The sequence below is a fragment of the Lysobacterales bacterium genome, from assembly GCA_016703225.1.
In the GTDB taxonomy this organism is placed as follows: domain Bacteria; phylum Pseudomonadota; class Gammaproteobacteria; order Xanthomonadales; family Ahniellaceae; genus JADKHK01.
The window spans coordinates 1,265,350-1,278,738 of sequence record JADJCM010000001.1; the positions used below are offsets into that span (position 1 = coordinate 1,265,350).

A 13,389-nucleotide genomic window follows, 5' to 3' on the forward strand; every position below is an offset into this window, starting at 1 on the left:
CTAAGCTGGGCGACTTTTCCGGGCGCATCCACCGCGTCCGCTATACACCGGATGGGTCATGGCCGATTTTCTTGCCTCGTGGGCGCACAATTTCAACTTCTGGCTGGCGATCGGTTTTCTCGGCCAGGGCGTTTTCGCATCGCGCTTCATCGTGCAGTGGTGGTTCAGCGAGAAGGCAAAGCGCGTGGTCGTGCCCACGGTGTTCTGGTGGCTGTCGCTGTTCGGCGGGCTGACGCTGACCGTGTACGCCATCCACAAACGCGACCTGGTGTTCACCCTCGGGCAGTTCTCCGGGTTGTTCATCTACAGTCGCAACCTGTGGCTGCTGCATACCGCCAAGCGCCGTGAAATCGTGACCGACTGATCCGCCTCAGATCGCGCGGCCGCGCTCGACGCGATTGCGGCCGAGCTTCTTGGCGCGATAGAGCGCGGCATCCGCTTCTTCGATCAGCTGCGCCGCACGCAGCCCGCCGCGCGGGAAGCACGCGGCCACGCCGACGCTGACGGTGATGCCCTGCCCCTTTCCGAACTCCTCACAGCGGGTGCGGATGGCGTGGGCGCGCATCGCTGCTTCCTCGATGTCGACGGCGCACAACACGATCACGAACTCCTCGCCACCGAAACGCGCCAGCAGTTCCTCGGGTTCCTGCACATGCTGCTCGAGTTGGCGCGCGATGCCGCGCAGCGTCTCGTCACCGAGCAGGTGCCCATGCTGATCGTTGTATTGCTTGAAGTAGTCGACATCGACCATCAACACCGCAAGCGGCAGGCGCTGTTCGGCCAGGCGATTCCACGAACGCGCGTAGAACTGCTCGAATCCGCGCCGATTGGTGATGCCGGTGAGGCCGTCCTGCACCGCGAGCCGCGACAGGCGCTGATTGGCAACTTCCAACTCGCGTGTGTGCGCGGCGATCTCGCGTTCCAGCGCCAGGTTGCGTTGACGCAGCTTGCGCGAGCGGTGCCGGCCCCAGAACCAGGCCAGCAATGAGCCGAGTGCGAGCGTCAAGGCTGCGGCTGCCCACCCGGCAGCGCGCGTCTGGTACCAGCGTGGCTGAACCCGAAAGGCGAAGCCGAGCAGGTCACTGCCGGCGCCACCGCCGCGCGTCCGCGCTTCCACGGCGAGCCGGTAGCTTCCAGGTGCCAGTCGATTGAACTCGCGCTCGGCGTTCGACGTCCAGTCGCTCCAATCGCCACCATTGCCGTCGACGAGCCGAGTCCGGTATTCGGCCGTAGCATCGTGACCGTTGATGCCGTACTCGAAGCGCAGTCCCTCGAGCGGCGGCAGATCAAGGGTGGCCGTCCCGCGCCGGTCGAGCAATTGGGTCCGATGCCCAGCGTCGGTCAGGGTAACGCGGTGCATGCGCAAGTGCAGGGCGCTGTCGGCATGCGCTCCGAGCGCAGGATCGTAGGTCAACAGGCCGCCCCAGGCGACCACGGTGAGGTGCCCGTCGTCGGCGATCGACAGCTCGGTCAGTCCGAGCGCGCGCCGGGATTCCATGCGCAGCGGCTGCCACTGCCCCGCCACACCTACCCAGACCTTGCGACTGGTGAACGCGTACTCGTGGCCGGTGGCGCTGCGCAACTCCAGTTCATTGACGCGTTCACCGGCCAACTTGGCAAGCGGATGATCGGGTACCGCGGCAAAGCGCTCGCCGCGACGTTCGTAGAGGTCGTCACCGATCGAGGCGTAGACCTTGCCATCGAGCACCCATACGCTGCTCCCGGCATCGGCGGCGGTGCCGAATCCAGCCTCGGGACCCAGCGTGGTGCGTTGCAGTCGGACTTCTCCGTTCTCGTCGATGCGCGTCACCAGCAATGGATAGCCGCGCCAGTTTCCGACCAGCCAGTGCTCGGCGTCGAGTTCGACCAGGGTCGATACGGTGACCTCGCCAAAGTCATGGCGAACGCCGACGTGCCAGTCGGGATCGCGCTCGAGTTCCAAGATCGAGGTGTCCTCCAGCGCCAGCACCCGCCCAGGCGCATAACTGGAGACGATCAACTCGGAAACTCCACTGCTGTCGGTGATCTTGTGCACCTGCCCGGCGCGAAACCGCGTCACCGAACTGCGTTCTCCGACCAGCAAGTCACTGCCGACGCGCTGCAGGTCCCAGACTTCGTCCACCGTCCAAGGCTCGCGCGCGAAGCGCACGCGGCCATCGTCGCCCACCCGGGAGCGGAACAAGCCGAGCGAGGTCGCGACCCAGCGCGAACCTTCGAACCACTCGGCGTCGTTCAGGGCGCCAAACAAGCCGTCCTCCTCACCGACAAAGGTCCACGGCGACGGCCACTCAAGTCGCACCAAGTCGCCCTCGGTGCTGCACCACAAGCCGCCGTCGATGCTCTGGGCGATGTCGGTGATCGGATAGTTGCTGACCCGGTAGCGCTTCTTCATCGCGAACTTGGCGTCGACGATCGCGACCTCGCCAGACAAGGTCGCGATGGCGAAGTCGCCATCGCTCAGTGCGGCGATGCTGTATGCCTGCGCTTCACGGAGCCACGCATCGTAGGCGGTCTCGACATGCTTCAGCCCACGCTCGGCATCGCCGACGTAGAGTCCATGCACGCGCGAGGTGAATACGGTGCCCTGCGGATGCGGTGCAGTGCTCTGCACGCCATAGCGAATGAAAGCCTCACCGCCGGGCACCGAAACGAAGCCGCTGCCGTCGAATCGCATCAATCCAACGCCTTGGAAGCGCGACCACAGCTCGTCGCCGACGTGCAATGCCGTCAGTGCCGGCGCCGGGTTCGGCCAGCTCTCGACCTTGCCGTCATCGCTGATGCGAAACAGCCGGTGTTCCGCTTGCACATAGACGCCGTCCGCCAGTTCCAGCACCAGCCAAACCTGACCGATCGGATGCGCTCCGGGTACTTCGCGGAATCGCTCGTCGAGGTCGCTGTAAGACCAGCGGCCGTCGGGCTGCTCCGTGTACAGACCGAACTGATCGTAACCGCCGGCCAGGACTGTGCCGTCGCGAGTCAGCGCGACGCTGCGCAGCGAGCTTCCCTGCGGCGTCGGGATCGACTCGAAGCGTCCCGCCGAATGCACCAGCAGTCCCTCGATGTTGGCCACGAACACGCGGCCGTCGGCATCGACTGCGAGCCCGCTGTGCTGCGGGATCACGTCGTAATGCTCGGCATTGAAGCGCGTCAACAAGGGGACGCCGCTGGCATCGGCGCCCGCGCTCATGGCGCCCGTTGCCACCGGCCATGCCGACCCGCTCCAGGCCGCCCCCAGGATCACAAGGCAGCTCAGAAACTGGCGCAAGGCGCGGATCCATGGCATGCGCGCATTTGACCACAGGCCCCGCTGCCGGCGCGGTCGCGCCAGCATTGTTGACTGGCCCGCGCTGCGCGAGGCCATGGCAAACTGTGTGCATGACGCGACTTAGTGTGAACCTGAACAAGATCGCCGTACTGCGCAATTCGCGCGGGGGCGGTGTGCCGGACGTGATGGAGGCCGCACGGGTTGCGGTGGCGGCGGGCGCCGACGGCGTCACCGTGCATCCGCGGCCAGACTTGCGTCATATCCGCCCCGGCGACGTGGCAGCGCTCGCCTCCATGCTCGAAGTCGAGTTCAACATCGAGGGCAACCCCTTCGCCGGACCCAATGAGCTCGGCTATCCGGGTTTCCTGGAACTGGTGGAACGGGCGCGACCGACCCAAGTCACCCTGGTTCCGGATGGCGACGCCCAACTCACTTCCGACCACGGCTTCGACGTGGCCCGCGACGCCGATCGTCTGCGTCCGGTCGTTGCCCGGTTGCGCGCGATCGGCGCGCGCGTCAGCCTGTTCGTCGATGCCGGCTCCTGCTGGGGCGAGCAGATTGCCGCACTGGGCGCCCAGCGCGTCGAGATCTACACCGGACCGTACGCACAGACGCGCTCGCTCGATAGCTTGGCCAACTGTGTGCGCACGGCAACGGACGCGCGCGCCGCAGGCTTGTCTGTCAACGCCGGGCACGACCTGGACCTGCACAACCTCGATGCGCTGCTCAGGACGGCCGCTCCCATCGCCGAAGTCTCGATCGGTCACGCCCTGATCAACGACGCGCTCTATGCCGGACTGGCGAACACTGTGCGGCGCTACCTGGCGATCTGCCGTGCACACCAATAGAAACGGCCGGGTTTTGGGCCCGGCCGTTTCCAGTGCTTCGCTTGGCGCGCGCCTAGCCTTCCGGTGACGCGAATCCGATCTTCTTGTAGCCGACGTTTTTCGCGGTCCCCATCACATCCGCAAGAATCTGGTACTGGGTTTCCTCGTCGGCCTGGATTTGCAGCACCGGCTGCGGGCTCTTCTTCGACTCGAACTCCAGTTGCAGCTTGAGGATGTCCGTCGAGATCGGCTGACCGTTCCAGAACATGTCGCCATTGGCGCGAATGCCCAGGTCGATCGGCGGCGGCGGGTCCTTCGGTGGCGGCTGGGTCGATTTCTGCGGAACGTCGATCAGGATGCGCTGGGTCATCGCCGGGGCCGTGATCATGAAGATGATCAACAGCACCAACATCACGTCGACAAGCGGCGTCACGTTGATTTCCGCCATCGGTCCACCGGACTTGTTGCTAGCAAAAGCCATGTTGCTTCCTCGCTGTCCGCTTATTTCTGCGGCTCGGTGATGAAACCGAGTTTGCGGATGCCCGCGTTCTTGACGGTGCCCATCGCCTCGGCGATGACCTTGTACTGCACGGTCCGATCGGCGCGCAGTTCCACCATCGGCTGCGGCGTCTTCAGCGCTTCGATGCGCAAGCGGTCTTCCAGCGCTCGCTGGTCGATCGGTGCATCATCCAGGAACAACTCCCCGGCGTCGTTGATCGCAAGCGTCATCGGCGGCGCCAATTCCTTTTCTTCGAACAGCACCGTCTTCTCGGGAAGAGCGACCTTCACCTTGTGGTTCATCAGGGGCGCCGTGATCATGAAAATGATCAGCAGCACCAACATGACGTCGACCAGTGGCGTGACGTTGATTTCCGCCATCACTCCGCCTTCGTTCCCTCCTGCTGCCATTCCCATGACCGGCTCCCGTTGGCGTGGTGATTACTTCTTCGCAGCCTTCGGAGCGGCGCCTTCGACGCGCGAACCGGTGGCAAAGAAGTCGTGCAGGTCATGCGCGAACTCGTCGAATCGGGCGTAGATCTTGCGGTTGCTGCGGGTGAAGAAGTTGTAGGCCAGCACCGCGGGAATCGCGACGAACAGACCGATCGCGGTCATGATCAGCGCTTCGCCGACCGGACCCGCGACGACGTCGATCGAGGCGTCACCGGAGGCGCCGATCGCGATCAGCGCGTGGTAGATGCCCCACACCGTGCCGAGCAGGCCGACGAACGGCGCAGACGAGCCGGTGGTCGCCAGCCAGGTCAGGCCGTTTTCCAGCTTCGAGCTCTCGCGGGTCACGGCCTGGCGCAGGGCGCGGTCGATGAACTCCGAACGATTGAGCGCTTCCACCAGACGCGAGCCTTCGTGACGCTGGTGGTGGGCTGCGGCGGATGCGCAATCGAGTGCGATCTTGGAGAACGGCTCCGACTTCGGCTGTTCCTCCATGAAGCGCACCGCGTCGCCGGCCGAGGGCGTTTCCCAGAAGGTGCGGATCATTTTTTCCATGCGCCCGGTGATCTGCGTGTTGCGGATCGCGTTCATCACCGTGTAGACCCAGCTGACGATCGACATGATCACCAGTGTGACCAGCACGACCCAACCGACCCAGTCGAGTTGGCCGAGCAGGTGGTCGAAGCCCATCTGCTGGAAGGCAGCAGCATTGGAGGCACTGCCGCTGGCAGCGATGTCGGTGGCCGCAGCCATCGTGTCTGCCCCGGCGGCGGTAGTCGCTTCGGGCATGCTGGCAGCAGCCGTCATTGCATCGGCGGGGGCAGCGCCCGCGGCGTCTGCAGGCTGGGTCGTCTGGTCTTGTTGCATGGCATTACCCTTAGTTGAGCGTGAACTTGATGGGAACGAGGACGCGGCCTTCGACGGGGCGACCGTCGCGGACCTCGGGATTGAACTTCCATTGCTTGACCGCTTTCATCGCTTCCTGGTCGAGTTCGCGGTGCCGGCTCGACTTGTGGATTTCGACCCTGAGCGCACTGCCGTCGATGCCGACGGTGACGACCAGTACCACCTCGCCTTCGAGGCGACGACGCAACGCCGCCGGCGGGTACCGGGGCGGCCGCGCCTTGCGGTAGCTCGGATCTTCCGAGGCACCGATGTTGCTCGGCAACACCGGCGCGGGCGGCGCCGGCGGCGCAGGTGGCGTGGCCTCTTCGGCCATCTCGTTGGGCTCATCGAACACCGGCCGTTCGTCCACCGGCGGCGGCGGCGGCGGCGTGGGCTGCGGCTTGTTCTCGATGATTTTCTTGATTTCCTTCGGTGGCTCCGGCGGCGGCGGCGGCGGCGGCGGCGGCGGCGGCGGCGGTTCGATGAAGGTGACGTCGATCACCAGATCGTCCTCTTCGACGATGGCGTCCGGCGGCTTGACCGGGGCGATCAGGAACATGAAGGCTCCGGCATGCAGGGCCAGCGCAAAGGACTGCCCGGCGACGCGGCGCCAGCTGAAGCCTGTTTCGGTGTCGTTATCGATGCTCGACATGGGGGTCTCGGTTCTGCGGAGGCCGTGTTTGCGACCTCTTGGCAGGACGAATCCGGCCAAGGGGGTCGCGATTATAACCACGGCCAGTTGGGTTCTATCCAGCGTCCGTGCAGCATCTTCCTCGCACGTTACAGCCACATAACGGACCAGTTCGCCCCGAAGGGTTCGCCAGTGCCGCGACTTGCGTCACATTCGAGCAGCGTTCTTCAACCAGGTCTCGGCCGACTTGCGTGTGGCCTCGTAACCGGTCGCTTTCTGGAAGGCGGCGATCGCGGCGGCCTTGTTGTTGGACTCCAGCTCGCAGTTGCCGAGCAGTAGCCAGGCCTGGCCCTCACTCTTGAACGGCGTGCGCTGAAGCGCCTTCTGCACCGCGGCCTTGGCCTCGGCAAACTTGTCGGCCTCATACAGCGTGTAGGCCTGGAGGAAGTTCATCTCGCCATCCTTCGCGAACTCCGCGGCCTGAGCGTAGACCGCCGATGCCTCGACGGACTTTTCGGCGAGTCGAAACGAATCGCCCAACGCCTGCAGGTGATCGAGGCCCCGCGGCAGCGTGCCGGACGCGAGGCCGGCCTCGATGACCTTGATCGCCTCCAGCGGCCGGTCCGCAACGTTGTACAACTGGTAGAGCTGCTTGACCTCGCTTTCGGTGGTCATCATGCCCTTGGCATAGCCCGCCGAAAGCAGCGCGACCGCCTTGTCCGGCTGTTCCGCCTGGATGTAGACGTTGCCAAGCATGCGCGTGAGGGCCTTGCTCTCTGGCATTTTCTGAAGCGCAGCCTCGCCTTCGGCGATGGCTTCGGCAAACTTGTCCTGTTCGTAGTAGCTCGCCAACAGCAGCTGGTACCAGGCCTCGCTCGGCTTTGTCGAAAGCGCGATCGCTTGCTTGATCGTCGCCGCGGCCTCGTCCAGTTTCTCCATGCGATACAGCGACTGCGCCTTGATCGAATAGGCAGTGTCCTTCTCGGAACCAGTTTCCTTCAGCCAACGGTCGATCATCGTGATCGCATCGGCGTATTTCTCCTCGACCATGCTGAGGTTCGCATACTGCAGCATCACGCCAAAATGCGTGATGTTCGGCAGCGCATCGAGGTCGATCGCCTTGCGCATGGATTCGAGAGTCTTGGCCGCGTCGTCGTCACGGTCGTTGTAGATGCTACCCAGCGCCTGGTGGGCGAGCGCCTTTTCGTAGTTACCGGCCTTTGCATCAGCAAGCACTTCGTTGAACGTGGCCTCGGCGTCCGCATACTTCTCGTCGTAGAACGCCTTCAGCGCCTTGTCGATCTTCTTCGCCAGTTTGGGCGAAATCTTGTTCGGCGGGTCCTTGCGGGTAGCGTTCGGAAACGGATTCTCGGCGGCCTGATTGCCCTTGGCCTTCTCGGCCGCGCGCGCGGCGCGAGTATTGGCGGGGCGCTTGTTGACGCCACCGGTCTCGTTCTGCGCGAACGCGCTCTGGAACGGAACCGCGACCAGCAGGGTGCCGCAAAAGACCGCCAGCGCGATCGGCAAGACAAGGCGTTTCATGGTTGACCCCTCCACAGATTCGAAACCCTGCCAGCGTCCTGCCAGCAAAAAGGCCGCAGAGCGTATCCGCGCCATTACGGTGTCACAAGCGTCGTTGTTTGAATGTTACGAAAACCGGCGCGTGTCCAAGGTCGCGCGTCGCTGCCCGGCTTGAATGTGCCGAAAGGCATGGGCCTCAAGTCGTCGGGAAGTGCGCCTTGGCAAAGGCCACCCGCTCCGCCGGGTCCCGCGACAATTGCCCGCTGCGTTCCAGTTCTTGCACCTTGCGCAAGCGGTGCAGCAACCCATTGCCATTGGCGATCTGGATGGCGAGACCGGGGCGCGCATTGAGTTCGAGCACCAGTGGCCCAAGTTGCTTGTCGAGCACGACATCGACGCCGACATAGCCGAGTTCGCACAGCTCATAGGCCTTGGCGCCGATCATCAGCAGCTCTTCCCAGCGCGGGATCTGCAGACCGACGATGGAGTGCTCGGTGTCCGGATGCTCGCGGATGATCTCGGAGTTCCAGACGCCGCGCTTGGTCTGCCCGGTCGGAATGTCGATGCCGACGCCGATCGCGCCCTGATGCAGGTTGGCTTTGCCGTCCGACAGCCGCGTCGGCAGGCGGATCATGGCCATCACCGGATAACCGAGGAAGCTGATGATGCGTACGTCGGGCACGCCCTTGTAGCTGACATGCTCGAAGATCGGATCGAACTGCACGCAGTATTCGATCAGGATGTGGTCGGGCTGGCCACCGAGCGAGAACAGTCCCGAGAGCATGTTCGACAGGTGGTGGTTGAACTCGTCGCGGCTCATGAACGAGCCATTCGAGCGCCGGTACTTGTCGCCGCGCTTGCCACTGATCACGAGGATGCCGTCGCCGCCGGAGCCGTGCGCCGGTTTGACCACGAAGGATTCGCGGTCCCTGAGCTTCTCGTGGACCTCCTCGATCTCGTGTTCCTCACGCACTACCGCGTACAGATCCGGTACCGGCAAGCCAGCCTGGATCGCCATCTTCTTGGTGATCAGCTTGTCGTCGACGCGCGGATAGAAGCGGCGCTGGTTGTAACAGAGCACGAACTCGGCGTTGCGCTGGCCAATGCCGATCAGTCCGACATTGTGCAGACGCTGCGCGATCCGAAGCGGATTGAGCCAGCCCATGTCATTCGCCGCCAACGGGCGTCGCCTGGGACGGCGGCGGCACGATCGGATCGGGCTCCCGCGCCAGCGCGCGGAAGCGGAGCAACTCGCTCAGGCGATACCCGGAATAGCGTCCGAGCAGCAGCGTGACCGCAAGCAGCACCAGCAGCAATTCCGGGAACACGAAGATCAGGTGCTGCAGCTGCGGTTGACCCATGGCCAGATAGGCCAGTGCGGCGATCGCTAGAGAACCCAGTGCCTGCTTGATCGCGTAGCCGGCGCCACGCTCTTCCCATGCTACCGAAACGCGTTCGATGGTCATGGTCAGGATGATCATCGGGAACAGCGCCACGCTCAGCCCGACGTTGATGCCGAGTTTGTTCGATACCACCGAGACCAGGGCCATCAGCAACACCACGATGATCAGCACCGCGGTCAAGCGCGGCACCAGCAGCAGCTTGAGGCGCTCGAGGTAGAAGCGGATGAGCAGGCCGAGGCTGATGATGACCGCGAACAGACACAGTCCCGCGACCAGCCCGGTCCAGTTGAAGGCAAGCGCCACCAGCACCGGCATGAAGGTACCGAAGGTCTTGATCCCGACCAGGTTGCGCAGGATCAGCATGATGAAGGCACCGACCGGCACCAGCAGCAGGATCTTGAAGGTCTGCTGGCTCTCGATCGGCAAATTGAGCAGCGAATAGGCGATGAAGTTCTCGTTGCGGCTGCGCAGGTTTTCCTTCGCAGTATCGAGTGCATCGGCGAGACTGCGCTGCAGCGAAAACGTCACCGCTGCCCGCGGATTGTCTTCGACCGCGAGCACCGGCTTCTGCGCGGTGCTCCAGACGAACAGGTTTTCCGGCAGGCCCTCGGCTCCGGTGGCGGCGTGGATCGTGCGCCATTGCTTCGCGGTCGTGTCCCAGATGCGCAGGAACGGGATCAGTTGCGTTTCCACACTAGCGTCGTTGAGTTCCATGCCATGCATCAGGCGCGCCGAGATCTGTCGGTCCTCCAGCAGATCGATGGCGAGCAGGGCGCGGTCTTCGGCGCGATCGGCTTTGTTTCGCAGCAGCGCTACTTCCTGGCCAGGTTCCTCGGCGTTGAGTTGGCGCACCAGTTCGGCGGCGAAACTGGCGGAGTCGACCGATTTCTCCAGCACCGCCTCGAGCAACGCCGCGCGCGCCGTTGCGAAGGGTTCTTCATGGACCCGTGGTTGTGGCGCCTTCGGTTCAACCGTTTCGGCAGCGGGGTGTTCGTCGCGGTAGACCGTGGCACGGTAGTACAGCGCTTGTGCACCGCTGGCGCGACGGATCTGCCATTGCACCTCGCGGGCGCCGCGGCTGCGTTCGATGTTCATGCCGTAGTTGCGCGCGACGAAGTTCTCGTCGATGACGGAATAACCCGGCGGATTGTGGGGAATCTGCAGGGTGACCTTGTTCGGCCCGCTGCGCGCCTTGAACTCGACGCGCGCCTGCACTTCCCAGACCTCGCTCTCGCTCTGCGGCGTCACCGGAAAGCGCAACACCTTCCACTTGTAGTAGAAGCCGGCAATACCGACGGCGGCCAGAATCAGGGCGAGCAGGTACAACTGGGTCTTCTTCATGGTGTGCTTCGCCGCGATCCCCGATTCGGATCGAGTATAGCTTTGGGTCGTGAGTTCCTGCGCTGTCCCGCCCGGATCAGACGTCGAGATTGGCGACGCGCAGCGCGTTCGCCTCGATGAACTCGCGGCGGGGTTCGACGACATCGCCCATCAGGGTCGAGAAGATCAGATCCGCGGCGACCGCGTCCTCGACCCGCACCTGCAACATGCGCCTGGTTTCGGGGTTCACAGTGGTTTCCCACAGCTGCTCCGGGTTCATTTCGCCAAGACCCTTGAAGCGCTGGATGGTGCGACCGCGTTTGGCCTCGTCCATCAGCCAACGTTGCACGCCATGGAAATCGCTCACTGCGGTCTGGCGGTTGCCGCGCTGCACGCGCGCATCGGCTCCGATCAGCCCATCGATCTGGCGCGTGATTTCGGCGATGGGCGCGTAGTCCATCGACAGGAAAAACTGTCCGGGGACGACGGCGTCGCTGCTCAGGCCATGGTGTTGCTTGCGGATGCGCAGCAGCGCGCCCTGCTCTGCTGTCGCCGGCTCGGCGTCGACACGGTACTGCGGTCGACCCAGCCCCTGGGTGTTCAGGCGTGCGGTGACGGCCGTGGCCCAGGCGGCGAACGCCCCGGCATCGGCGAGCAAATGGTTGTCTATGGTCGGGGCGTCGAGCAGGGCACCGAGGAGGTTTGCATCGACGCGGGTCGACAGACGCTCAATCTGGTCCTTGGCCGCCTGGTAGTCGCGCAACAGCTTTTCCAGGGCCGCGCCACGGATTGGCGGCGCATCGGACGCCACGAACAACTCGGCTTCCTCGACCGCATTGTTGATCAGATAGGCCGCCAGCGCGGCCTCGTCCTTGAGGTACATTTCCTGCTTGCCCTGCTTGAGCTTGAACAGCGGCGGCAGTCCGATATAAACGTAGCCGCGCTCGATGATCTCGGGCATCTGCCGGTAGAAGAAGGTCAGCAGCAAGGTGCGGATGTGCGAGCCGTCGACGTCGGCGTCGGTCATGATGATGATTCGGTGGTAGCGCAGCTTGTTGATGTCGAACTCGTCCTTGCCGATGCCGCAACCGAGCGCGGTGATCAGGGTGCCGACTTCAGCCGAGCCAAGCATCTTGTCGAAGCGCGCCTTTTCGACGTTGAGGATCTTGCCTTTGAGCGGCAGGATCGCCTGGGTGCGGCGGTTGCGGCCCTGCTTCGCGGAGCCACCGGCGGAATCACCCTCGACCAGGAACAGTTCGGAGAGCGCCGGGTCCTTCTCCTGACAGTCGGCAAGCTTGCCTGGCAGACCGGCGATGTCGAGCGCGCCCTTGCGCCGGGTCAGTTCACGCGCCTTGCGCGCCGCCTCGCGGGCGCGCGCGGCGTCCACCACCTTTTCGCAGATGGCCTTCGCAACTGACGGATTTTCCTGAAGAAATTCAGAGAACTTGGCGCCGATGACGGACTCGACCGCGCCCTTGACCTCGGAAGAAACCAGCTTGTCTTTGGTCTGCGAACTGAACTTCGGATCCGACACCTTGACCGATAGCACCGCGATCATGCCTTCGCGCATATCGTCGCCAGTCGTTGCCACCTTGGCCTGCTTGAGCAGGTTCGAGGACTCGATGTAATTGCCGAGCGTTCGCGTAAGCGCCGCACGAAAACCGGCCAAGTGCGTTCCGCCATCTTTCTGCGGGATGTTGTTGGTGAAGCAGTACATGCGCTCTTCGTAGGCATCGGTCCACTGCAGCGCGACATCGACCGAAGTGCCTTCGCTGCTGCCGATGAAGCTGATCACCTGCGGGTGCAACGGGGTGCGTAGTTGCGACAGGTGCTCGACGAAACTGCGGATGCCGCCCTCATAGGCGAACACGTCCTGCCTGCCCTCGCCACGCTCGTCGCGCAGTTCGATGCGCACCCCGGAGTTCAGGAACGCCAGTTCGCGCAGCCGCTTGGCGAGGATGTCGTAGTGGAACTCGACGTCCGAGAAAATCTCGGTGCTGGGCAGGAAGCGCACCTGAGTGCCGCGCTTGCTGCTGGCCTCCAGTCGTTTGAGCGGATAGCTGGGCTCCCCCAGGCGGTACTCCTGCTGGTGGTGGAAGCCTTCGCGCCAGATGTCGAGCCAGAGCGTTGCGGACAACGCGTTGACGACCGAAACGCCAACACCGTGCAGGCCACCGGAAACCTTGTAGCTGTTGTCGTCGAACTTGCCGCCAGCGTGCAGCACCGTCATCACCACTTCCGCGGTGGAACGCCCTTCCTCGTGCATGCCAACCGGGATGCCACGGCCATTGTCCAGGACGGAAACCGAGCCATCGGCGTGGATGGTCACCAGCACCGTATCGCAATGGCCGGCAAGGGACTCGTCGATGGCGTTGTCCACGACCTCGAACACCATGTGATGCAGGCCGGTACCGTCATCGGTGTCACCGATGTACATGCCAGGGCGTTTGCGGACGGCGTCAAGACCCTTGAGGACCTTGATACTGCTGCTGTCGTACTGCTGTTCGGTCATTCGGATTCCGGTCGAATGGGGCACGGTTCGGAAACCCGCGGTGCGGGCGGCATCGACGTGCGGAGAAAGGTGGGGGA

11 protein-coding genes are annotated in these 13,389 nt (G+C 63.9%); 2 read left to right on the plus strand and 9 right to left on the minus strand.

Annotation, left to right across the window (positions count from 1 at the left end; genetic code table 11):
• Positions 1–58 precede the first annotated feature (58 nt).
• On the plus strand, positions 59–364 hold the full coding sequence (locus IPG63_05475; GenBank protein MBK6726702.1) for a lipid-A-disaccharide synthase N-terminal domain-containing protein: 306 nt from the start codon (positions 59–61) through the stop codon (positions 362–364).
• A 6-nt stretch (positions 365–370) separates the two neighbouring features.
• On the opposite strand, the gene IPG63_05480 is transcribed toward IPG63_05475, so the two are convergent.
• Positions 371–3,187: a diguanylate cyclase gene (locus tag IPG63_05480; GenBank protein MBK6726703.1), complete on the minus strand. Its 2,817-nt coding sequence runs from the start codon at positions 3,185–3,187 to the stop codon at positions 371–373.
• 188 nt (positions 3,188–3,375) lie between these two features.
• Between IPG63_05480 and IPG63_05485 the strand changes: the two genes are divergently transcribed.
• The gene (locus tag IPG63_05485) at positions 3,376–4,113 is read left to right on the plus strand and encodes a pyridoxine 5'-phosphate synthase (GenBank protein MBK6726704.1); all 738 of its coding nucleotides are present in this window, start codon (positions 3,376–3,378) and stop codon (positions 4,111–4,113) included.
• 52 nt (positions 4,114–4,165) lie between these two features.
• Here IPG63_05485 and IPG63_05490 read toward each other — a convergent pair whose 3' ends face one another.
• The 8 genes from IPG63_05490 to gyrB all read right to left on the minus strand — a co-directional run bounded on the left by IPG63_05490 (position 4,166) and on the right by gyrB (position 13,312).
• The gene (locus tag IPG63_05490; GenBank protein ID MBK6726705.1) at positions 4,166–4,573 is read right to left on the minus strand and encodes a biopolymer transporter ExbD; all 408 of its coding nucleotides are present in this window, start codon (positions 4,571–4,573) and stop codon (positions 4,166–4,168) included.
• Positions 4,574–4,593: 20 nt separating this feature from the next.
• Complete coding sequence (locus tag IPG63_05495) at positions 4,594–5,007, minus strand: biopolymer transporter ExbD (protein ID MBK6726706.1); 414 nt, start codon at positions 5,005–5,007, stop codon at positions 4,594–4,596.
• 24 nt (positions 5,008–5,031) lie between these two features.
• Entirely contained in the window at positions 5,032–5,793 is a 762-nt protein-coding gene (locus IPG63_05500; GenBank protein MBK6726707.1) for a MotA/TolQ/ExbB proton channel family protein, read from the minus strand.
• Between the two features lie 124 nt (positions 5,794–5,917).
• The gene (locus tag IPG63_05505) at positions 5,918–6,577 is read right to left on the minus strand and encodes an energy transducer TonB (protein ID MBK6726708.1); all 660 of its coding nucleotides are present in this window, start codon (positions 6,575–6,577) and stop codon (positions 5,918–5,920) included.
• Positions 6,578–6,763: 186 nt separating this feature from the next.
• On the minus strand, positions 6,764–8,098 hold the full coding sequence (locus IPG63_05510) for a tetratricopeptide repeat protein (protein ID MBK6726709.1): 1,335 nt from the start codon (positions 8,096–8,098) through the stop codon (positions 6,764–6,766).
• Between the two features lie 175 nt (positions 8,099–8,273).
• The gene (locus tag IPG63_05515) at positions 8,274–9,242 is read right to left on the minus strand and encodes an alpha-L-glutamate ligase-like protein (protein MBK6726710.1); all 969 of its coding nucleotides are present in this window, start codon (positions 9,240–9,242) and stop codon (positions 8,274–8,276) included.
• A gap of 1 nt (position 9,243) precedes the next feature.
• The gene (locus IPG63_05520; GenBank protein ID MBK6726711.1) at positions 9,244–10,821 is read right to left on the minus strand and encodes an inactive transglutaminase family protein; all 1,578 of its coding nucleotides are present in this window, start codon (positions 10,819–10,821) and stop codon (positions 9,244–9,246) included.
• Between the two features lie 76 nt (positions 10,822–10,897).
• Positions 10,898–13,312 carry a DNA topoisomerase (ATP-hydrolyzing) subunit B gene (gene gyrB, locus IPG63_05525; protein MBK6726712.1) on the minus strand — a complete coding sequence of 805 codons (2,415 nt, stop codon included), beginning with the start codon at positions 13,310–13,312 and terminating at the stop codon, positions 10,898–10,900.
• Between the last annotated feature and the right edge of the window lie 77 nt (positions 13,313–13,389).